The sequence below is a fragment of the Mesorhizobium sp. M1428 genome (assembly GCF_040317515.1).
Lineage (GTDB): Bacteria > Pseudomonadota > Alphaproteobacteria > Rhizobiales > Rhizobiaceae > Mesorhizobium.
Genome location: NZ_JAMYKT010000029.1, coordinates 19015 through 41083, shown reverse-complemented (window position 1 = coordinate 41083; position 22069 = coordinate 19015). Strand labels below are relative to the sequence as shown.

Annotated in this window: 17 protein-coding genes; 9 read left to right on the top strand and 8 right to left on the bottom strand. The window is 62.6% G+C overall.

Annotated features, from left to right (window positions below):
- Positions 1-145: 145 nt before the first annotated feature.
- Together NKG60_RS27495 and NKG60_RS27490 are read right to left on the bottom strand one after the other, a co-directional pair.
- On the bottom strand, positions 146-949 hold the full coding sequence (locus tag NKG60_RS27495) for a DsbA family protein (protein ID WP_352868315.1): 804 nt from the start codon (positions 947-949) through the stop codon (positions 146-148).
- Between the two features lie 70 nt (positions 950-1019).
- Entirely contained in the window at positions 1020-2414 is a 1395-nt protein-coding gene (locus tag NKG60_RS27490; RefSeq protein ID WP_352668234.1) for a M48 family metalloprotease, read from the bottom strand.
- A 145-nt stretch (positions 2415-2559) separates the two neighbouring features.
- Between NKG60_RS27490 and NKG60_RS27485 the strand changes: the two genes are divergently transcribed.
- On the top strand, positions 2560-3708 hold the full coding sequence (locus tag NKG60_RS27485; protein WP_352868318.1) for a pyridoxal phosphate-dependent aminotransferase: 1149 nt from the start codon (positions 2560-2562) through the stop codon (positions 3706-3708).
- 11 nt (positions 3709-3719) lie between these two features.
- On the top strand, positions 3720-4667 hold the full coding sequence (locus NKG60_RS27480; protein ID WP_352668229.1) for a glutaminase: 948 nt from the start codon (positions 3720-3722) through the stop codon (positions 4665-4667).
- 94 nt (positions 4668-4761) lie between these two features.
- Here NKG60_RS27480 and NKG60_RS27475 read toward each other — a convergent pair whose 3' ends face one another.
- Entirely contained in the window at positions 4762-7746 is a 2985-nt protein-coding gene (locus tag NKG60_RS27475; protein WP_352976068.1) for an Rne/Rng family ribonuclease, read from the bottom strand.
- 667 nt (positions 7747-8413) lie between these two features.
- Between NKG60_RS27475 and NKG60_RS27470 the strand changes: the two genes are divergently transcribed.
- From NKG60_RS27470 to NKG60_RS27445, 6 genes are all read left to right on the top strand, one after another.
- Positions 8414-9676 carry an N-acetylmuramoyl-L-alanine amidase gene (locus NKG60_RS27470; protein ID WP_352668225.1) on the top strand — a complete coding sequence of 421 codons (1263 nt, stop codon included), beginning with the start codon at positions 8414-8416 and terminating at the stop codon, positions 9674-9676.
- Between the two features lie 214 nt (positions 9677-9890).
- Positions 9891-12347, top strand: coding sequence for a penicillin-binding protein 1A (locus tag NKG60_RS27465; RefSeq protein WP_352492524.1), 2457 nt, complete (start codon positions 9891-9893; stop codon positions 12345-12347).
- A 167-nt stretch (positions 12348-12514) separates the two neighbouring features.
- Positions 12515-13646, top strand: a protein-coding gene (gene prfB, locus NKG60_RS27460) for a peptide chain release factor 2 (RefSeq protein ID WP_352668223.1) whose coding sequence is annotated in 2 segments (ribosomal slippage) — positions 12515-12580 and positions 12582-13646 — 1131 coding nt in all. Because the reading frame shifts where the segments join, the coding sequence is not laid out codon by codon here.
- Between the two features lie 470 nt (positions 13647-14116).
- Complete coding sequence (locus NKG60_RS27455; protein WP_352668221.1) at positions 14117-14503, top strand: hypothetical protein; 387 nt, start codon at positions 14117-14119, stop codon at positions 14501-14503.
- A gap of 198 nt (positions 14504-14701) precedes the next feature.
- Positions 14702-15070: a GFA family protein gene (locus tag NKG60_RS27450; RefSeq protein ID WP_352976064.1), complete on the top strand. Its 369-nt coding sequence runs from the start codon at positions 14702-14704 to the stop codon at positions 15068-15070.
- Between the two features lie 175 nt (positions 15071-15245).
- A complete protein-coding gene (locus NKG60_RS27445) occupies positions 15246-15893 on the top strand; it encodes a YiaD family glycine zipper/OmpA-like lipoprotein (RefSeq protein WP_254817106.1) in 648 nt (215 codons plus the stop codon).
- A 112-nt stretch (positions 15894-16005) separates the two neighbouring features.
- Here NKG60_RS27445 and NKG60_RS27440 read toward each other — a convergent pair whose 3' ends face one another.
- The gene (locus NKG60_RS27440) at positions 16006-16278 is read right to left on the bottom strand and encodes a DUF2798 domain-containing protein (RefSeq protein ID WP_023679921.1); all 273 of its coding nucleotides are present in this window, start codon (positions 16276-16278) and stop codon (positions 16006-16008) included.
- A gap of 44 nt (positions 16279-16322) precedes the next feature.
- Positions 16323-17207: an NmrA/HSCARG family protein gene (locus NKG60_RS27435; protein ID WP_352668219.1), complete on the bottom strand. Its 885-nt coding sequence runs from the start codon at positions 17205-17207 to the stop codon at positions 16323-16325.
- A gap of 120 nt (positions 17208-17327) precedes the next feature.
- On the opposite strand from NKG60_RS27435, the gene NKG60_RS27430 reads away from it, so the two are divergent.
- The gene (locus tag NKG60_RS27430; RefSeq protein WP_352668217.1) at positions 17328-18221 is read left to right on the top strand and encodes a LysR family transcriptional regulator; all 894 of its coding nucleotides are present in this window, start codon (positions 17328-17330) and stop codon (positions 18219-18221) included.
- Positions 18222-18307: 86 nt separating this feature from the next.
- Here the strand turns inward: NKG60_RS27430 and NKG60_RS27425 are convergent, their stop codons facing one another.
- The 3 genes from NKG60_RS27425 to NKG60_RS27415 all read right to left on the bottom strand — a co-directional run bounded on the left by NKG60_RS27425 (position 18308) and on the right by NKG60_RS27415 (position 22069).
- Complete coding sequence (locus tag NKG60_RS27425) at positions 18308-19885, bottom strand: DEAD/DEAH box helicase (RefSeq protein ID WP_352668215.1); 1578 nt, start codon at positions 19883-19885, stop codon at positions 18308-18310.
- Positions 19886-20075: 190 nt separating this feature from the next.
- On the bottom strand, positions 20076-20849 hold the full coding sequence (locus NKG60_RS27420) for an NAD kinase (RefSeq protein WP_023679915.1): 774 nt from the start codon (positions 20847-20849) through the stop codon (positions 20076-20078).
- Between the two features lie 461 nt (positions 20850-21310).
- Complete coding sequence (locus NKG60_RS27415) at positions 21311-22069, bottom strand: MBL fold metallo-hydrolase (protein WP_352668213.1); 759 nt, start codon at positions 22067-22069, stop codon at positions 21311-21313.

Sequence of the window (22069 nt, the reverse complement as noted above, 5' to 3'; positions counted from 1 at the left end):
GGCGCGGCTCAGCCGGCGCGCCGGACCCTCTATAATGGGCATAGACGCTGGCGAAAAGAGCGCAAGTGCGTTCTTTCGCCGTCCACAACAGCCGGAAAACGGCCCGTGCCGGAAACCCGCAGCCTAATCGAAACCCGAACGCTAATCAGAGCGCGGCCTTCGCCGCCTCGATCTTTTCGGCCAGCACTTCCTGGCCAAGCGCGCCGAACACCACCTCGTTGCCGACCACATAGGACGGCGTTCCGGTGATGGCGAGCTTGGTGGCGAGATCATAGGTCTTGGAGAAGGCCTCAGTGATGCTCGGGTCCTTCATCTTTTCGCGCAGCGCCGCCTCGTCGGCGCCGAGCGACAACGCCACCTTGATTGCCGCCGCCTCGGTGGCGCGCCCCTGGCCGCCGAGCAGCGCATTGTGGAATTCACCGTATTTCTCCGGCTTCATCAAATGGAAGGCCATCGAGACGACGCTCGCCTTCTGCGAATCCGGGCCGAGGATCGGGAACTCCTTGAGCACGAAACGCAGGTCCGGATCGGCCTTGGTCAGCGCGCGCATGTCGTCGATGGCGCGTTTGCAGTAGCCGCAATTGTAATCGTAGAACTCGACGATGGTGACCTTGCCGTTCGGATTGCCGACAACACCGTCAAATGAGGAATTGAAGATCTGGTCCTTGGCGTCTTTGATGACGCCGAGACTGGCGACGCGCTGTTCTTCCTTCTGCTTGGCCTCGAGTGCCTGCTGGGCCTCCAGAAGCACTTCCGGGTTCTTCAGCAGATAGTCGCGGACGATGCCTTCGACTTCGGTGCGGTCGAGCTTGGTTTCCGAGGATGCCATCTGGACAAGCCGCGCCGTGCCGGCCTTCGCCGTCTGCGGATTGCCGGCGACGAAGCCGAACGCCAGCATGGCGAGGGCCGCTGCCACTCCGGTAGTGCCCAGCAGAATTGCCTTGGTCATGATCCTCGATCCTCTTGCCTGTGTTCGGGTCTGCTCGGTTTGGCTGCGTCGCAGCCTGCGTCCGAAAGGTTCACTTCTTCTTACCTGATGGTGCGTAGTTTATTATGTCCTGCGCGCGAAGCCAGCCCGGCTCGCCCCGCTTCATGGTCTGCTGCGCCCGCATGGCGAAGATTTTCGCATTCTTGTAGTCGCCGGAATAAAAATGCCCTTCGGCGGTTGCAAGCTCGGCGGCCGGGATGTTGCCGAGTTCCCCGTAGGCCTGTGCCAGATAGCGGTATCCGTCGGCGTTTTCGCGATCCCGTCCGAGGCCGGTGTTGATCTGCGCCACTGCCTTCTTCAGCGAATCCTGCGTGCCGATGGCCATCAGCGCCTGGCCATAAGAGACCGGCAGCAGCCCGGATCGCGCCGGATCGAGGCTGACCGCCTTGGCATAGGCGTCAGCCGCATCCTTCGGCCGGTTCGCCTTCATCAGGATGTCGCCGCGTAATTCCTGGAAATAGGGATTTTTCGGCTGTTCCTTGATCAACGCGTTGGTCTTGCTGAGCGCCGAGGCCAGATTGCCGAAAAGATAAGTCATCTGCGCGTCGCCATAGCGCGAGGCGAGGCTGCCGGGATTCTTGCGCATCAATCGCGACGCCGCGGCCTGGCCTTGCATATAGGCGGCGATCTTGATGCGCATCATATCGTGGCGCTGCTGCAGTGCCGGCGGGTCGACCTTGTCGACGTAAGGGCTCTGCTTCACCAGCACTTCGAGATTGGCGATACGCTCCTGCGGCATCGGATGGCTGATCCTGTAGGGATCGACTTGCGCGCCCGAGAGCGACAATGCGTTCTGGAAGCGGCCAAACGTCTTCAGCATGCCCATGCCGGACTGGCCGGTTGCATTGAGATAGGTGATCGCCGAACGGTCGGCGGTCATCTCCTCGGTGCGCTGATAGGCGAGGATGCTGCGTTGCGCCATCTCGCCGCCGCCGGCCACCACGCCCATGCCGGCGCCGGCGAGGCCGCGGCTGTTGCTGGTGGCGCCGGCCACCATGGCGCCGGCGCCAAGCAGCGTCGCCAGGATCGCCATCGTCTTGGCGCGCTCGAGCTGTTCGCGCAATTTCTGCTGGTGTCCGCCGGCGATATGGCCGGCCTCGTGGGCGATGACGCCGATGATCTCGTTGGGCGTTTCGGCCGTCATCAGCGCGCCGGTGTTGATGAACAGGCGACGGCCGGCAACGAAGGCGTTGAAGCTCTGGTCGTTGACCAGCACGATGTTGATGGCGTCGCCCGACAAGCCCGCTGCCTTGAAGATCGGCCGCGCGTAATCGCGTACCAGCGCCTCGATCTCTGCATCGCGCACAACCGGCACATTCTGCGCAAAGGCATTGACCGAGCCGGCGATGGCGACCACCGCGGCAAGCGAAAGCGTCGCGAGGGCGCGCGCTGTCCTGGCGATCGTCGATTTGGGTCGGCTCAACATGGCAGCTCCACTGGTAGACGAGTGGGCGAAGGATGAAAAGTCGGCAGCCTAAACTTACCGAACTTGTGATCCCCACACCAATCGGGCATTTGTGCGGCGCGGCCAGCATGGCCGGCACGTGCGGACAAGTGTGGTGGATTGAAAAATGGTTGTTTCGCTTTCGCGCCGCGGCGCGGTCGAACCGTTCCATGCCATGGACATCCTGGCCGAGGCGAATCGGCTGAAAGCCAAGGGCCTGCCGGTCGTTTCCATGGCCGTCGGCCAGCCTTCCGATCCGGCGCCAGCCGGGGTTCGCGAAGCGGCGGCCAATGCCCTGAAAGCAGGCCGCATCGGCTATACCGACGCGCTGGGCCTCGCCGGCCTGCGCAAGGCGATCGCGGCGCATTATGGCGAGCACTACGGGCTTGACGTTTCGCCCGAGCGGATAGCCGTCACCACCGGATCGTCGGCTGCCTTTAACCTCGCTTTCCTGGCAATGTTCGATCCAGGCGACCGCGTCGCCATCGCTGCACCCGGCTATCCTGCCTATCGCAACATCATGGCCGCGCTCGGCATCGACATCGCCGAGATCGAGCTCGACGGCGCCGCCTATCTCCACGCCGAGCACCTGCAAGCCGCGCATCGCGAAAAACCTCTGAAGGGCGTGCTGTTCGCCAGCCCGGCCAACCCGACCGGCGCGGTCATTCCCGCCGGCGATCTCGAGGCGCTGGTCGAGACAGCTCAAGAGCTCGGCATCGCCGTGATCTCAGACGAAATCTACCACCGGCTGGCCTATGCTGCGCCCGACACGACCGCGCTTTCTTTCGGCGCGGATGTGACGGTGATCAATTCCTTCTCGAAATATTATTGCATGACCGGCTGGCGCATCGGCTGGATGGTGCTGCCGCAGGAACTGGTGCGGCCAGTCGAGCGCATCGCCCAGAGCCTCTACATCTCGCCGCCCGAACTGTCCCAGATTGCCGCGATCGAGGCGTTCAAGGCGACAGAAGAGCTGGAGGCGGTGAAGGCGCGCTACGCCTGGAACCGCGAGCTCCTGATGCAACGCCTGCCGGAACTCGGCTTTGCGCTTGCCGCGCCGATGGATGGCGCGTTCTACGCCTTCTGCGACGTCACCAGGCACACCAATGACAGCATGGCGTTTGCGCGCAGGATGTTGGCCGAGGCGCATGTGGCGGCGACGCCAGGCCGCGATTTCGATCCGCTGCAAGGCCATCGCACGATGCGCTTTTCCTATGCCGGCAGCCACGACGACATGGTCGAGGCGATGGCGCGTATCGAACGCTGGCTGAAGTAGCAGGGGCGACGATGCCGGAGTTTGATCAGGCGCCTCAACTCGAACATGCGTTGCGCGACGTCGCTGCCGAAATGGCGGAGCGTACCGATCGCGGCGACGTCGCCAGCTATATTCCCCAGCTCGGCAAGATCGATCCGAAAAAATTCGGCATTGCCGCGGTGACCAATGACGGCCGCGTGCTGACCGCGGGCGATGCCGACGAGGCGTTTTCGATCCAGAGCATCTCAAAGGTGTTCACGCTGACGCTGGCGCTCGGCAATGTCGGCGACGCGCTGTGGCAGCGGGTTGGGCGCGAACCTTCGGGCAATCCGTTCAACTCGATCGTCCAGCTCGAGCACGAGAACGGCATTCCGCGCAATCCATTCATCAATGCCGGCGCCATCGTGGTCTCAGACATCCTGCTTGCCGGCCATCAGCCGCGCGAGGCGATCGGCGAGATCCTGCGCTTCATCCAGTTCCTGGCCGATGACGACACGATCATCATCGATCGCGAGGTCGCGGCGTCCGAACGCGCCACTGGCTTTCGCAATTTCGCGCTTGCCAATTACATGAAATCGTTTGGCAATCTCAATCACGCGCCGGAACTGGCGCTGGGCGTTTACTTCCACCATTGCGCGATCGCCATGAGCTGCCGGCAACTGGCCCTGGCCGGCCGCTTCCTTGCAAATGGCGGCAAGAACCCGGCGACCGAGCATTCCGTCGTGTCGGCCGAGCGCGCCCGCCGCATCGGCGCGATGATGCTGACCTGCGGCCACTATGACGGCTCCGGCGACTTCGCTTTCCGCGTCGGCATTCCCGGCAAGAGCGGCGTTGGCGGCGGCATATTGGGGATCGTGCCGGGCGTCGCGTCGCTTGCCGTCTGGTCGCCTGGCCTTAATGCCAACGGCAATTCCAGGCTGGGCTCGATCGCGCTAGAGAAACTGGCGAAGACAATGAACTGGTCGATCTTCGCGCCATAGTCTTGTCGCCTGGGATTGGGACAAAAAGTCCCGCGCAGCCGATCGCCAGCGCGGGACTTTTTAATCAGAAAGTCTGGCTAATGCACGGAAAGGCTTAGAAAAAGCCCTTCCGTTGCCACCAGCCGGCACGCTTCGGCTTGTCCTCGGCCTTTGCTTCCTCGGTCTTTGCCTCGTCGGGGACGATCGAGGAGACGACCGGCACGACCGGAGCATCCACCGGTACGGGCTTGCGCCGCGACGGCCGGACCTTCGGCGCTTCCTCAGCAGCCGCCACTTCGGTCTCCTGCGACACCGGCGCAGCGGTCTCGCCGGAAGCCACCGACGCCGCCTCGGCAGCCGATGTCTCGGCGCCCGCAATCTCGGCAACTGCTTCCGCCGCAACCTTCTTCGGCTTGGCGGCACGGCGCGGCTTCTTCGGCTTTTCGGCGCTCGGCATGTCGTCGTTCGCCGGAGCAAGCACCGCAAGCTCTTCGGCCGGCGGCGCACCTTCCGGCTCGCCGGTCACGGGCTCTGCTTCCGATACGGCACCTTCTGTTATGGCGGCTGGCTCGCCGGCGCCGGCTTCCAAGCCATCCTCGCCGTCCTCACGGCGATTGCGCTTGCCGCCGCGCTTGCCGCGCCGGCGCTTCTTGCCGTGACCGTCGTCCGCCGCTTCCGCCGTTTCGGCAACATCGGCCGGCGCTTCACGTTCCGCTTCGGCGGCTTGGTCGTCCGAGGCTACGAAGGCGTCGTCTGTCGGCGCCGAAACGGAAGCACCTTCCATAGCAGCGCCGTGCTCGCGGTCGCCATGTTCGCGATCCCCGTGGTCGCGATCGCCATGTTCACGATCCTTGCCGCCGCGCCGTCTGCGGCGCTTGCGGCGCTTGCGATCGCGGCCTTCGCCGTCCTCGCCGGACCTTGGCTGCTGCGGCTGCTGGACAGGGCGTGGCTGCTCGGCCTGCACCGGTGCCTCGTCTTCCTCCTCGATGACGATCTCGTCCTCGGGTTCTTCCGGCTCGACATAGGCCGGGAACGTGCGGACCTCGACGAAGCCTTCCGGCTTTTCGGCCAGCGCACCGCGGAAGATGGCATAGTGTTGTGCACCGACCGCGTCATCGGCTTCGATGGTGATGGTCACGCCGAAGCGGTGCTCGAATTCCACCAGCGTGCCGCGCTTGTGATTGAGCACATAGAGCGCGGTTGCTGCCGGCGTCCGCACCGTGATGTGGCTGCGCGAATCCTTGAGCAGGAATTCCTCGATTGCCCGCACCACCATCAGCGCGACCGAGGAATCGGAGCGCACGTGGCCGGTGCCGCCGCAATACGGGCAAGGCTTCATGGTCGATTCCAGCACGCTGGCACGGATGCGCTGGCGCGACATCTCCATCAGGCCGAAATGCGAGATGCGGCCGACCTGGATACGGGCACGATCGTTCTTGAGGTGATCCTTCAGCCGCTTCTCGACGGAGCGGTTGTTGCGGTTCTCCTCCATGTCGATGAAGTCGATGACGATGAGGCCGGCGAGATCGCGCAGCCTCAATTGCCGGGCGACTTCCTCGGCGGCTTCCAGATTGGTGTGGAGTGCAGTGTCCTCGATCGAGTGCTCCTTGGTGGAACGGCCCGAATTGACGTCGATGGCGACCAGCGCTTCCGTCTGGTTGATGATGATGTAGCCGCCGCTCTTCAGCGTCACCTGCGGCTGCAGCATGCGGTCGAGCTGCGCTTCGATGCCGTTGCGCACAAAGATTGGCGTCGTGTCGCGGAACGGCTGAACCACCTTGGCGTGGCTCGGCATCAGCATGCGCATGAAGTCCTTGGCCTCGCGGTAGCCTTCTTCGCCGGAAACCAGGATCTCGTCGATATCCTTGTTGTAAAGGTCGCGCACCGAACGCTTGATCAGGCTGCCTTCCTCGTAAACCAGGGCAGGGGCCGTGGATTGCAGCGTCAGATTGCGGACGTTTTCCCAAAGCCGCATCAAATATTCGTAGTCGCGCTTGATCTCTGCCTTGGTGCGGCTTTCGCCGGCCGTACGCAGGATGACACCCATGCCCTGCGGCACTTCGAGATCGGCGACGACTTCCTTCAGCCGCTTGCGGTCCTGCGCATTGGTGATCTTGCGCGAAATGCCGCCGCCGCGTGCCGTGTTCGGCATCAGCACCGAATAGCGGCCGGCCAGCGACAGATAGGTGGTCAGCGCTGCACCCTTGTTGCCGCGCTCTTCCTTGACGACCTGCACCAGCAGGATCTGCCGGCGCTTGATCACTTCCTGGATCTTGTACTGGCGGCGCACTGGCTTGCGCCGGTTGCGCACTTCTTCTAGCGCGTCTTCGGCGCCGACCGATTCGACCTCGTGATCGTCCGGATGCGAGGATTGCACCTCTTCCAGCATGCCGCGGTCATTGTCTTCGGAGGTTGCTTCGCTGCTTGTCTCGGCCCCGCTTGTCTCGGGCCCGCTTAGCTCGACTTGCGGGACGGCTTCCGAGATTACGTCGGCATCGATGCTGGCAGCGATGGAACTGGAACCGCCTTCGGACGGCTCGGTCTCACCGCGATCGGCGACTTCATCGCTCTGTCCGGCAGCATCCTCGCTCTGTCCGGCAATGTCGGACATGGTGTTGTCGGCAGCGGAATCCAGGTTTTCTGCGACGGCATCTTCGCCGTTCTCGCTATTCTCACCGTCGGACGCGCCTGCCTCGCGCCTGTGTTCGCCGCGGTCGCGGGTCTTGCCGCCGCGCCGGCGTCCGCGCTTGCCACGGTCGCGGCTCTGGCGGTCCTCGCCTTCGGCGACTTCCTCGTCCTCTTCGTCCTGGGCCTCCTGTGCTTCCGCACGCAGCAGCGCCTGACGGTCGGCGACCGGAATCTGGTAGTAGTCGGGGTGTATTTCACTGAAGGCGAGGAAACCGTGACGGTTGCCGCCATATTCGACAAAGGCTGCCTGGAGGGAAGGTTCGACGCGCGTTACGCGGGCGAGATAGATGTTTCCTTTGAGCTGCTTCTTGTCCTGGGATTCAAAGTCGAATTCTTCAATACGGTTACCGCGAACGACGACAACGCGTGTTTCCTCCGGGTGGGAGGCGTCTATCAGCATTTTGTTGGGCATTATCTCGTTTCCTCCCGGCAGCCGTCGGCCGCAGCTTGCAGGACAATGCCCGCTGCCGTGGACCTGGAACATGGGTGCCGGACAATTGAACGTCCGCCGGCCGCTGCCTGAGCGCCATGGCGGTGCCGCCCGCAGCCGTAGTGGCGCGGTTTGTTGCGGACCTTTCCATGATTGCGCTTGAAGCCATCGTCACCAGCAGAACCTTTTGAACCAAAGCCCGGGAAAAACCGGACCAGCTTGTTTGCTCATACAGAGCCGGCACGGGACAATCCCGGCCGTTTTGCTCACGCAGGCGATTCCCCCGCCACGGGAGCACGCCTGCGAAAATCGTCGCGATCACCGATGCCTTCTTCGCCTGAAGCGAAAGGAGCCGTCTTGCGTCTGACCTGTAGCAGGAAGCTGCGGAGGAGGACGGTTCCAGGATTGCAGTGATCCACCATCGCTTTTATGATTTGGCGGGTTGGAAGGCAACCCCGATTCCCGATGCCGGCAAAAAGCCGTTCCGCAGCGGAAGCCCCGGTCCCAAGCCTTCCATGAAAAGGCTTGGTTAACCTTCTCTGGATACCAATCGTTAATCGAGTTCGCGGCCTGCCAGAACTTTGACAAGCAATAAGGCACTTCGACAAGCCATCGGGCATGACGCCAAACGGGAGCGACTGGTAGAAAGATGGGACTGGCAGGCTTCGCAGACAAGGGCCGTCATCATGGAGGCCGGTTCTTCCGCACCGCCTGCCTGCTGCCGCTGATCCTGGCTTGCCTGGTCTTTTCGCCGCTTTCGCGTGCTGCCGACGCACCGCTCGGTGCCACAAGCTACAAGATGGCCGGCGATGCCACCAAGATGCGCATCGTCATCAATTTCGACCGCGAGCCCGACATCAAATGGTTCCTGCTGCGCGGCCCCAATCGTCTGGTCATCGATCTGCCGGCCACGAGATTCGCCCTCAATGCCAAGGATGTGAAGCCGCGCGGGCTTGTCCGCGCCGTGCGTTACGGCGAACTCGGCGAGAGGAAATCGCGGCTGATTCTCACCGGCAAGGGACCGTTCGCCGTCGACAATCTCGACGTGCTCAAGAACGATGACGGCAAGGGCTACCGCATCGCCATCGACATGTCGGCGGCGTCGCAGCGGGAATTCGATGCGGCGCTCGCCAATCAGGCGCTGACCACCGGCTCGACGGTCTCCGCCGACAAGGCCGGCAGGGTCGGTACCGGGCCGGTCTCCAATCCGGGCCATCGTTTCACCGTCGTCATCGATCCCGGCCATGGCGGCATCGACGGCGGTGCCGAGGGCCTGAACGGTACGGTCGAGAAGAACGTGACGCTCGCCTTCGCCATGGAACTGCGCGACAAGCTCGCCGCCGGCGGCAAATACGACGTGTTCCTGACGCGTGAGACCGATGTGTTCCTGCGGCTCGACGACCGCGTGCGCATTGCCCGCCAGCATGAGGCCGACCTGCTCATCTCGATCCATGCCGACACGATCAGCCTCAAGGGCATCCGCGGCGCTACCGTCTACACCGTGTCCGACAAGGCTTCCGATCCCGAGGCGCAAGCGCTTGCCGACCGTGAAAATCTTTCCGACCAGTTCGCCGGCATGGAGATCAAGGACGACAGCAAGGAAGTGACCGATATCCTGATCGACCTGATCCGCCGCGAGACGCATAATTTTTCGATGAGCTTTGCCCATACTCTCGTCGGCCAGCTTTCCACCAGCGTCGGCCTGATCAACAACCCGCAGCGTTCTGCCGGCTTCAAGGTGCTGAAGGCGCCGGATGTTCCATCCGTGCTGGTCGAACTCGGCTATCTGTCAAATGCCAAGGACGAAGCACAGTTGCTCAGCGCCGATTGGCGCAACAAGGCGACCCAGAGCATAACCAACGCCGTTGCACTGTTTGCTTCGGCCAAGAGCGGAACGGGGGCCGGAGGCTGAAATGCCCGCCGGCGCCCACAACCTGAAGCAGCGTTGCACGGCGACAACACCCTGTGCTTTTATTTCCGGCATTCGAAACCGAAATTCCATGCTGCCGTATTTTGCCCACATGGTCGCGACATGGGTTTTGCGATTACGGTTTGGGATCGTCCCGAAAGCTTGCGTGAAGGGCGGCTTCGTTTAGGAAATTCCCGAACCAAGGACTGGAGCGGGTATGATTCGTCTCATTGGCTATTTCTTCGGCATCGGCACGACGCTGGCCCTTTTGGTCGCGGCGGGCGTGGCGATCTATATCGGCCATTTGTCGAAGGACCTGCCCGATTACGAGGTGCTGGCCAAATACGAGCCGCCGGTGACGACCCGCATCCACGCGTCGGATGGCGCGCTGATGGCCGAATATGCGCGTGAGCGGCGGCTTTATCTGCCGATTCAGGCGATCCCGGATCGCGTCAAGGCGGCCTTCCTGTCGGCCGAGGACAAAAATTTCTACAACCACCCCGGCATCGACGTGACTGGCCTTGGCCGCGCCATTGTCGTCAATCTGCAGAATGTCGGCTCGGGAAAGCGCCAGGTCGGCGCCTCGACCATTACCCAGCAGGTGGCGAAGAACTTCCTGTTGTCTTCAGACCAGACCTACGAGCGCAAGATCAAGGAGATGATCCTCGCCTTCCGCATCGAGCAGGCCTACTCGAAGGATCGCATTCTCGAGCTCTATCTCAACGAGATTTTCTTCGGCTTCGGCGCCTATGGCGTCGCCGGTGCTGCGCTCACCTATTTCGATAAATCGGTGAACGAGCTCACCGTGGCCGAGGCCGCCTATCTCGCCTCTCTGCCGAAGGGTCCGAACAACTATCATCCCTTCAAGCATGCCGATCGCGCCTTGGAGCGCCGCAACTGGGTCATCGACCAGATGGTCGAGAACGGCTACGTCACACATGAAGAAGGCGAGAAGGCCAAGGCCGAGCCGCTCGGCGTCACGCCGCGCCGCACCGGCAATTATCTCTTCGCCGGGGAGTATTTCACCGAGGAAGTGCGTCGCCAGATCATCGCGCGCTATGGCGAGAATGCGCTCTACGAAGGCGGCCTTTCCGTCCGCACGACGCTCGATCCGAAGATGCAGCTGATTGCCCGCAAGGCCATGCAGAACGGTCTCATGAAGTTCGACACGCTGCGCGGCTACCGCGGGCCGGTCACGAGCATCGACATTTCCGGCGACTGGGGCGTGCCGCTGGGCAACGTCAAGCGATTGGAGGACGTGCCGGAATGGTCGCTCGCCGTCGTGCTCGACAGCTCGGCCACCGGCCTGTCCATCGGCCTGCAGCCGACGCGCCAGATCTCCGGCGAAATCGTCAAGGACCGCGTCGAAGGCACTGTCAGCAAGGAAGACATGAGCTTCGCCATGCGCCACGTGGTCGACGGCAGGACCGTCAAGGCGAAGTCGCCGGCCGACGTGCTGAAGCCGGGCGACGTGATTTTCGTGCAGAAGAACGACGGCTCGGACAACAGCTACAGCTTGCGCCAGGTTCCTGAAGTGGAAGGTGGCCTGATCGCCATGGATCCGCATACCGGACGCGTCCTGGCCATGGTCGGCGGTTTCTCCTACGCGCAATCGGAGTTCAACCGGGCGACGCAGGCCATGCGCCAGCCCGGATCGTCGTTCAAGCCGATCGTCTATTCGGCCGCCCTCGACAATGGCTATACGCCTGCCTCGGTGATCATGGACGGGCCGATCACCATCCAGAGCGGCAACACGACCTGGACGCCCAAGAATTACGACGGAACGGTGGCCGGCCCGGCGACCTTGCGCTCCGGTATCGAGAAATCGCGCAACCTGATGACGGTGCGGCTTGCCAACGACATGGGCATGAAGCTGGTCGTGGAATATGCCGAGCGTTTCGGTGTCTACGACCATCTGGCGCCGTATCTGCCGATGGCGCTGGGATCCGGCGAGACGACGGTGATGCGCATGGTGTCGGCCTATTCGATCATGGCCAATGGCGGCAAGTCGATCAAGCCGTCGCTGATCGACCGCATCCAGGACCGGTATGGCAAGACCGTCTTTAGGCAGGACGAACGCGGCTGCTCGAACTGCAACGCCGCAGAATGGCAGAACCAGCCCGAGCCGGAGCTGGTCGACAACTCCGAGCAGGTGCTCGATCCGATGACGGCCTACCAGATCACATCGATGATGGAGGGCGTCGTGCAACGCGGTACCGGCGCCACCATCAACGAACTCGGCCGTCACATCGCCGGCAAGACCGGAACGACCAACGACGAAAAGGATGCCTGGTTCATCGGCTTTACGCCGAACCTCGTTGTCGGCCTCTATATGGGCTACGATCAGCCGAAAGGTCTCGGCAAGGGCGCGACCGGCGGCGGCCTTGCCGCGCCGATCTTCAAGGACTTCATGCGCGTGGCGCTGGACGGCACGCCCAATGTCGACTTCAAGGTTCCGGAAGGCATGAAGCTGATTGCGATCAATCGCAAGACCGGCATGCGGGCCAACGCGGGCGACGCCGGAGCCTTCATCGAAGCCTTCAAGCCGGGTACCGGTCCCGCCGACAGCTACTGGGTGATCGGCATGGGTGCGGACGGCTCCAACGCCACCGGCGGGGCGCTGTCGCCGCAGGCCAACCAGGCCATCCAGTCGGGCGGCGGCGGGCTCTACTGACAATCGCTACATTGTGTCGGGCCGGCTTGACGATCATGGTCGAGCCGGCCCATCCCGCTTTACAGGGGCCGGTGCTTTACAGGGGCGGGCGCTTTACAGGAGACCGTGCCGTCCCTATGTATCGCGCCACCAAACCGCCATCCAGCAACAGGACAGAACAGCCAGCCATGCGCGCGGAAACGCAAAATATTGTCGACGAGATCAGGCAGGCGATCACCCTGCTGAGGAGGCATCTTTGACTGGGACCAAGCCATAAAGCGGCTTGAGTACCTGAACGTCCGCGCCGAGGATTCCAGCCTCTGGAACGAGCCGCTGGAAGCGCAAAAGCTGATGCGCGAGCGTCAGGGCCTCGAGGAAGGCATTGCCGCGGTCAAAGGCCTCACCCAGGCCCTGGAAGACAATATCGGCCTGATCGAGCTTGGCGAGGAAGAGGGCGACGAGGGCGTCATCGCGGAGGCCGAAGCGGCGATCCGCTCGATGCGCGGCGAGGCCAAGGCGCGCCAGATCGAAACGCTGCTGTCGGGCGAGGCTGATACCAACGATAGCTATCTGGAAGTCCATGCCGGCGCCGGCGGCACCGAAAGCCAGGACTGGGCCTCGATGCTTCTGCGCATGTATACGCGCTGGGCCGAGCGCCGCCGCTTCAAGGTCGAGGTGCTGGAAGTGCATGACGGCGAAGAAGCCGGCATCAAGTCCGCCACGCTGCTGGTCAAGGGCCACAACGCCTATGGCTGGCTGAAGACGGAATCCGGCGTGCATCGTCTCGTGCGGATTTCGCCCTATGACAGCAATGCGCGCCGCCACACCTCCTTCGCCAGCGTTTGGGTCTATCCCGTCATCGATGATACGATCGACATCGACGTTTCCGAATCCGACGTCCGTATCGACACGTATCGTTCCTCGGGATCGGGCGGCCAGCACGTCAACACCACCGATTCGGCGGTGCGCATCACCCATCTCGCCACCGGCATCGCGGTCGCCTGCCAGGCGGAGCGCTCCCAGCACAAGAACAAGGCGAAAGCCTGGGAAATGCTGCGCTCGCGGCTTTACGAGGAAGAGCTGAAGAAACGCGAAGCGGTGGCGAACGCCACGGAAGCGTCGAAGAGTGATATCGGCTGGGGCCACCAGATACGTTCCTACGTGCTGCAGCCCTATCAGTTGGTGAAGGATCTGCGCACCGGTGTCGAGAGCACCAGCCCGTCGAGCGTGCTCGACGGCGACCTCGACGATTTCATGGAAGCCTCACTGTCGCAGCGGATCGAGGGTGGCGCTGGTGAAACGGTGGCCGATATCGACTGAGGGTGGCGGCACCAGTCCGGCAGTACCTGGTTTCATCACGCGAGAGTTACGGCCATCGCGCGAGAGTGACGAGCTCTCAATTTGAACTTACCTGTCGTTCTACAACTTTGTTTTTCATCGAATTTTTCAAAATCGATTTCGGCTTTTGACGCGGATGCCTCGGGCCTGCCGGTGCCAAGCCTGGAACCAGCGCGAGCCGATCCCGTTATTGGCGATCCCACTGCCGGGGTTGACCAGGTTTCGTCAATCAGGACGGCAGGTTGGTTCCGGTTGCAGAGGTCGGCGTTCGGTTGCGACAGCAATTCCTTGCGCCAACCAAGGAATCAGCCCAGCATTCATGCGCTGGGGAGGAAAAAAGCATTTATGGCCGGACGCGGCGTATCTGCGACCTGACGATCCGGCCACTGGGAAGACACGTTCCGGGAACGGGCAAGCGAGATGCTTGACAACCGTTGATAGGAACTGCGCTCATGCCTGCTCTCACAACCAGACCGGCCCCAGTCGCCCGCACGGCGCGCCGACTCCTGAATTCACTTGTCGCGGCAGCGGTTTTGATAGCTGCCGCCATTCCATTTGCAGCGCCTGCTCTGGCGCATGATGCCAAGCCGACCGCGGCCATGCCGCAAGGCTGGAGCTATCCGTTCTCCTGCTGCTCGGGCTATGATTGCCGCGAGGTCTCTCAGACATCGATCAGCGAACGTCCCGAGGGCTATGTCATCAAAGGGACCGGGGAAGTCGTGGCCTATAGCGACAAGCGGATCAAGAATTCGCCCGACGGCGAATATCATTGGTGCTCCGTTGCCGGTGCCAATGACGGAAAGACCATCTGCCTGTTCGTGCCCCCATCGTCCTATTAGCGCATGACGCCCAAAAGCTTGCCCGCGGGGTGACACCGAGGGGTGCAGCGGTTTTGAATCGGTGGGCCTTCGAACGGCAACCCAGTACTTTTAACCTGTGCATCGCAGGCTCACAGGTCGCTGACAGGCAGTTGTCAGGAGCGTTCCTTTATGCTGCCTTTGCCGTACGGGGCGGCGGCATTGTGAGGGACTAAATCCATGACCATCAAGGCAAGCTGCCACTGCAAGGCGACGACATTCGAGGTTTCGCAAGCGCCACAGACAGTGACGCGATGCACCTGTTCCTTCTGTTCGAAACGCGGTTCGTTGTGGGCCTATTACACCCCATCGCAATTCAGGCTCACCAGCCCGCCGGAGAATGTCTCGTTCTACCAGTGGGGATCAAAAACCATAAAACACGGTTTTTGCGCCGCCTGTGGCTGCGGCACCTTCACCGAGACGCCGGACTGGTCGACAGGCGAGCCGAATTTCGACAATCCGAAGATCAGCGTGAACTCGCGGCTGTTCGACGATTTCGATCTCGACAAGGTCGAAGTGGTGGTCATCGACGGCAAGAATCTCTGGTAGCCGGTCGAATTGCGGTGGTCGCGCGAGCCGCTGCAGGCGTGTGGAATTGAGCCGGGGAAAGCCGCGGGAGCGGCTTTTGCTGGTCCGCTTTTCGCCGCATTTCATGTTACAAGTCTGCTGGAAGGGCTGATGCGGTGCGCCGTTGCGCGGCCGTGGAATGGAGAGGGACCACCGTATGAAAAAGATTGTGCTCGCCGTCGTGGCGACGGCTGTGCTCGTGAGCGCATGCACCACCGATCCCTACACCGGGGAACAGAAGGTTTCCAACACCGCTGCCGGCGCCGGTCTCGGTGCTTTGGCGGGTGCCGGGCTCGGCATGCTTGCCGGCGGCAACGACCGCCGCAACGCGCTGATCGGCGCGGGCATCGGTGCGCTTGCCGGCGGTGCCATCGGTGCCACCATGGACCAGAATGAGGCCGAACTGCGCCGGCAGCTTCAGGGCACCGGCGTCAGCGTCACCCGCACCGGCGACCAGATCATCCTCAACATGCCGTCCGACATCACCTTCAACGTCGACCAGGATGCGGTGAAGGCCGGTTTCTATCCGGTGCTGAATTCAGTGGCCCTTGTGCTGAAAAAGTTCCGCCAGACCACGGTCGACGTGTTCGGCCACACCGACTCGACCGGCAGCGACGAGCACAATTTCGACCTGTCGCAGCGGCGCGCATTGGCGGTCGCCAACTATCTGTCTGGACAGGGCGTCGATTCCCGCCGCTTCGCCGTCACCGGCTTCGGCAAGACGCGTCCGATCGCCTCCAACGCGACCGCTGCCGGCCGGGCTCAGAACCGCCGCGTCGAGATCCAGCTGTCGCCGCTCACCTGAGGCAAGCGCCCGAACCGGGAGCGGCCCCGCAAAGGGGCCGCTCTAAATGGTTGTGGCGGACCGCCGGCCGCCGGCGCCCTTCGTTCGTGATGTCAGGACGGGGTTCGTGATGTCAGGACCGGGCCGGCTGATCGACAATCGCGGCAACGATCCGGCGCACGATCGGAAGCACGATCAGCAGACTGGGAAACGCGACAAGCCATGAAGCGCCCCATGCATAGCTCCAGGCCGCTATAAACCCGTTCGTCCAGCCTGCGCCGATTGCCGTCGAAACCGCCGAGACAATCGAGGACATCAGAATTGAAAGAACCAACGGCATCACCACCGCGCCGTAGGAGGGCGGCAGCTTTCTCAATTTGAAGGCTCGGTCCGGTGATGCTTGCATCGAAATCTTCCAATCAAAAATGTGCGTAAGCGTTGTGAGGACGATCAGGCGGCATATGCCGTCTGCAGCGCCAATTCCCGAATGAAGCTTCGCAGCGAACGCGGCTCGCGGCCAAGCGCGGCGCGCAACGTCAGGCTGTTCCCGCCGAGGCCGTATTTGGCGTAGTGGCTGTGTACTTTGGCCAGCATCTGCAACTGGCGGTCGGTATAGGGAAGGCGGGCCTTCGCCGCCCAGTCCTGAAATGTCGGCTCGCCCGCCGAAACCGGCCGGCCAAGCGCTTGGCTCATCATGGCGACGACCTCTTCGCGACTGTGCATACCGTCGGCGCACAGCTCGAGGGTCGCATAGGACAAACGCGCTTCGGTCAGTGCGATCGCCGCCACTTCAGCGACATCGCGGTAGTCGACGCGGGCGAGCTTCGCCGTCTTTGGAAACGGCTCGGCGAAAACGCCGTGCTCGACAACGGACGGCCAGGCGGCCGCGATATTCTGCATGAAATTGGCCGGGTGCAGAATGGTGTATTCCATGTTTGTCGAATAGAGGGCAGCTTCGACGGGTATCTTGCTTGCATGGTTTTCCAGCCTCGTATTGGTGGGCTGGATCACCGACGAAAAGACGAACTTTCGAACGTCTGCTCGCGCCGCTGCCTCAACCATGGCAACCCCCATGGCGGCTTCGTCGGGAGCAAAGGCCGGTCCGATGTGGAAGACACCGTCGACACCTTTCACGGCCTGCTCAAGGCTCTGATGGTTGCGCAGATCTCCGATCGCGATCTCGGATGCGCCGGCTTTCCGGGCTTTTTCGGCACTCGCGGCGTCACGAACAAGCGCCCGAACCCCGGCATTGCGGCGGACGAGTTCAGGCACCACCAAGCCGGCAACGCGGCCTGCGGCGCCTACGACCAGGATGGTTGGACTGGGTGTTCGCATGACGATCTCCTTCCCTCGAGTCTGCCTTTCGGCCAATGCGGGGAAGATAAAGTCTGGCGAACTTCGTTACAATTCATCGATTTTGCGATAGTTTCTCTCGATTTTCGGGAGAAATAGGCGATGAGCCGGATAGATGATTTCGAAGCCTTCATTGCCATTGTCGAACATGGCAGCCTGACGGCTGCCGCACGCCGGCTGAACCGCTCGCTGCAGTCGATCAGTCGGTCCCTGGCGACATTGGAGGAATCAATCGGGGTCGAGCTTCTGCACAGGACGACACGCCGCTCGACGCCGAGCGAAGCCGGAGCGGTCTTTTTCCAGCGCATCAAACCCGCCGTCGAGGAAATTAACGAAGCCAGGCTTCAAGCAGCCAATCGACGGTCGGAGCCATCCGGCATCCTGCGTGTGAGTGCCCCGGTTCTGTTCGGCCCGGACTTCCTCGTGCCGGTTATCGCCGACTATATGCGGACATATTCCCGGGTCGAGGTTGACCTCCAGCTTTCCGACGAATTTGTCGATCTTGATGCCGAGGGTCTCGATCTGGCGGTAAGGATCGGCAATTTGCCGGATTCCAATTTACGTGCGAAGCGCCTGGGGGCGCTGCGGCGCGTGGTGTTCGGCGCACCTGCCTACTTCCAGCAACAAGGCCGACCGGCCCATCCGCTCGAATTGCGTGAGCATGAATGCATCGTACGAACCGTCGACGGCCGCCCAGGCGAATGGATGTTTCAGATTGAAGGTAAGCCCCGGCCGGTGAAGGTCGCGGGCACCTTCCGGTCGAATTTGATGATATCGATCTATGCGGCCGCGGTTCACGGATTGGGTTTGGGCTACTCGCCGCTTTGGCAGGTAAAACACCTCGTGGACGATGGCCGCCTGGAACTGGTTCTGACCGAATTCGAGCCAGTGCCGGTGCCAATACACGCCGTGTGGCCGGAAGGCAGATCGTCCTCGGCCAAAGTTCGCGCTTTTCTGGACCTGCTGGCATCCCGCCTGGAGCTCAAGAACCTTTAGCGCAAAGCGATGCAAGCCCTGGAAATGTGCCACGGAAGGGTGTCATCTGGAAGGAACTGCGCGTCGGTGTACGCGCGAACGCCGTCTCAGACCTTGGCGACGATGCGCATAAAGGCTGGCATGTCGTCGCCGAAGCCGACGGTTGCGTCATTGTCTTCCTGACGCTGGCGGGCAGGGCGCTCGCGCTGTGGCCTGGTGTCGCCGGGTTCCGGCGCGCGCCGTTCGTTGCGATCGGGCGAAGCTTTGCGTTCGGTGTTTTCGGAGCGGATCGCGTCCTTGCGGGTACGCCGCTCGCCAATGTCGGCGACGGCGGCTTCGGCCACGACCGGCTGTTCCTCGCTAACCGCTTCCGGCGCCGTTTCCTCGCCACGTTTGGCCTGGCGTTCACGCGGTTTGCGTTCGCCCCTGTCCTTGGCGTCGTCCTTTCGGCCGGCGCGGCGTGGTGCACCGCGGCCACGGCGCGGGGCCTCATCCTCGCCGCCCTCGCTGGCGACGACCGTCGACAGGTCGCCGTCGTGCCATTCGATCTTGGTGCCGATCAGCCGCTCGATGGCGTCGATGTATTTGGTGTCCGATTTGGTCGCGATGGTGAAGGATTTGCCGGAGCGTCCGGCGCGGCCGGTACGGCCGATGCGGTGGACGTAATCCTCGGCGTGGATCGGCACGTCGTAATTGAAGACATGGCTGACATCGGGAATGTCGAGGCCGCGCGCCGCGACGTCCGAAGCAACGAGGTAGCGCAGCTTGCCGTCGCGGAAATTGGCCAGCATCTGCATGCGCGCACGCTGGTCCATGTCGCCGTGCAGAGCGCCGGCGTCGAAATCATATTTCAGCAGCGAGCGGAACAGCTCCGATACTTCGATCTTGCGGTTGCAGAAGATGATGGCGTTCTTCAGCTCGGCATCCTCGGCCTTCATCAGATTGCGCAGCGTCTCGCGCTTGTCCCAGGGCTTTGGCCCGGATTTCACCAGCCGCTGGATGATGTTGGTGGCGGCAGATGCTGCCTTCGACACTTCGACGCGCACCGGCGCGTGCAGGAATTTCTCGGTGAGCTTGGTGATCTCCGGCGGCATCGTCGCAGAGAAGAACAGCGTCTGCCTGGTGAACGGGATCATCTCGCAGATACGCTCGATGTCGGGGATGAAGCCCATGTCGAGCATGCGGTCGGCCTCGTCGATGACGAGGATCTCGACGCCGTTGAGCAGGAGCTTGCCGCGCTCGCGATGGTCGAGCAGACGGCCGGGGGTCGCAATCAGCACGTCGGCGCCGCGCTCGAGCTTCTTGTCCTGCTCGTCGAAGGACACGCCGCCGATCAGCAGCGCGATGTTGAGCTTGTGGTTCTTGCCGTATTTGACGAAGTTTTCCTCGACCTGCGCGGCGAGCTCGCGCGTTGGCTCGAGGATCAGCGTGCGCGGCATGCGGGCGCGGGCGCGGCCCTTTTCCAGCCGGGTGAGCATGGGCAGGACGAAGGACGCCGTCTTGCCGGTGCCGGTCTGGGCAATGCCCAGCACGTCCTTGCCGAGCAAGGCGTGCGGGATAGCACCAGCCTGGATCGGCGTCGGCTCGGTGTAGCCGGCATCGGTAACTGCGGAAAGGACCTTCGGCGACAGGCCGAGGTCTGCGAAGGTCAACGCTTCTTGAGCGATCTGGGTGTCTGAGGACAAGTTTGGCTGTCTTTGGCTGGTTCGGGGGCGCAACATAAGCAGTCGCGGCAAGCGCCGCGCGCCTGCAAGATTGGTATTGCAGGTAGGCGCAAGCCCACGATTTGTCAACACAAACGGGCGGCATTGGCGCGATTGTGAAGTCGTAGCGTTAATCGCGATGCTTAATTTGCGCAGTGGCTGCTGCGCCGGCTCAATACCTGAACTGTTCGGCGAGAATGCGCTCGTTCCACGAATGGTTGGGATCGAACAGCAGCGTCGCCGTTGCCGTCGGCGATTCCCTCACCGTGACCGTGGTCACCGCCTTGACCTCGGTGTGGTCGGCGGCGGCGTTTACCGGCCGCTTTTCCGGCTCCAGAATGTCGAAACGCACGATCGCCTTGTTGGACAGCAGCGCGCCGCGCCAGCGGCGCGGACGAAACGGGCTGACCGGGGTCAGCGCCAGCAGCGGAGCGTCGAGCGGCAGGATCGGCCCGTGCGCCGACAGATTATACGCGGTCGAGCCGGCCGGCGTCGCAATCATCACGCCGTCGCAGTGCAATTCCTCCAGCCGCTCTTGCCCATCCACGGTGATGCGGATCTTGGCGGTCTGGTAGGACTGGCGCCAAAGCGCGACCTCGTTGATCGCCAGCGCCGAAATCGTCTCGCCCTCCGCCGTCACCGCCTGCATCTCCAGCGGACGGATCGTTTCGGCAACGGCCGCCGCAATGCGCCCGGTCAAGCCGCTGGCGCGGTATTCGTTCATCAGGAAACCGATGGTGCCACGGTTCATGCCGTAGACCTTCTTTCCCGTGCTCATCGTCTCGCGCAAGGTCTGCAGCAAAAAGCCGTCGCCGCCGAGCGCCACGACGATCCCGGCTTCTTCGACGGATGCCTGGCCGTAACGTGCCGAAAGGCTTTCCAGCGCCGCATTGGCGTCGGCTGTACCGGATGAGACGAAGGCGAAACGGCTGGCGGTTTTGCTCATGGCTCTCAACGACAACCGATTGGCGATGACCGTTTGGCGACCGATTGGCGGCGACCGGTTGCTGGGCCGCGCCAGCGCCGGGTTAGCATGGGTGGGCATTTCTGCAAAGGGAGGGAGGTGCCTTGAGTTGGCCGCCAAACAAGCCGCACTCGCGCATCATGTCGGAGGACAAAATGATGTGATGGTTAAGACCCGCCTTAAACTCTCGTAAAGCCGGATCGATCATGTTAGCCGGCAGCGGACGGGCGGCGTGGGGGCTAACCAGTCGAGGCCGATCTATTGCCGCTGGCACGCTTGATTATCGTATTCCTGATGCTGGCAAGTTTTGCCCTGGCTTTCGCGGAACTGGTGCGCCAGTCGGAGGAAAAGAGTTTTAGACCCGAGCCCACGGCATCACGCTGCGGCGACGCGGCGGGGACACCCTGTCCGCAAAGGGCGCTTTGACGCTGTAACGCTGGTCCTTATCGGGCGAGCAGATGGCAGCCGGCTTGGCGCTTTTGCGCGAGATACTCGTCGACAAGCTGGCGATAGCGGACTTTGCCGAAGCTCGGGAAATGGCCGCCGTGCACGACCGAGACCTCGAGATCGCGCATGCGCAGCAGCGATGCGACATAGTCGTCGATATCGGAGTGATAGACGTCGTCGATCAGCGGGCCGTCATAGATGATGTCGCCGGAAAACAGGATGCCCGTCCTGTTTTCGTAGAGCGCAATGCCGCCGGGTGAATGGCCGGGCGTGTGGATGACCTCGAAGGCACGGTCGCCGAGATCGAGGATATCGCCTTGCTCGAGCAAGCGGCCGGCTGGTGCGGGCAGGATCCGATAGCGTGCCGTATCCCAGCCTTGCGGCATGCCGTCGAACATTGCGTCGGTGGCATAGCGGTCGGCGACCGTCCACTCATTGCGCGGATCGGCGAGGATCTCGGCCTCGGCCGGGTGCACGCAGCGGTCGGGAAATTCGTGATGGCAGCCGATATGGTCGAAATGCGTGTGGCTGGCCACGCAGGTGAGCTTGCGCTCCGTGACCAGCGGCACGTGGCGCCGCAGGCTGAAATGGCCGAGGCCGGTGTCGAACAGCAGATCGCGGTCGCGGCCGCGCACGTGCCAGATGTTGCAGCGGAAGAATGGCTTGATCCACGGCTCGTGGATCAGCGTCACGCCATCGCCCATACGGATGGTTTCGTACCAGTTAGGAGCGTCGATGGTTGGAAGCGCGCTCAT